This window comes from Penaeicola halotolerans, assembly GCF_016464625.1.
GTDB classification, from domain to species: Bacteria; Bacteroidota; Bacteroidia; order Cytophagales; family Cyclobacteriaceae; genus Penaeicola; species Penaeicola halotolerans.
Map to the genome: position 1 here is coordinate 1 of NZ_JAEAGO010000205.1, position 239 is coordinate 239.

Sequence of the window (239 nt, forward strand, 5' to 3'; positions counted from 1 at the left end):
ATTTCAGAATACCACTTATAGAAACGCCCCTATGTGGCAGGTAGCTATCGAGCTCAAGACAAAACTCCCTCAACTTCCACTCATCTGTGATCCAAGTCACATGGGTGGCAAGCGCGAGCTTATACAACCTCTGGCTCAAATGTCACTAGACTTAAACTATGACGGGCTGATCAACGAGTCTCACATCACACCAGACCTCGCTTGGTCAGATGCATCACAACAAGTGACTCCAGACAGAC

1 pseudogene is annotated in these 239 nt (G+C 47.7%); it reads left to right on the forward strand.

Going from position 1 to position 239, the window contains the following annotated elements:
* Nucleotides 1-239, forward strand: a pseudogene (locus I5349_RS14045) (3-deoxy-7-phosphoheptulonate synthase); the annotation flags it as partial.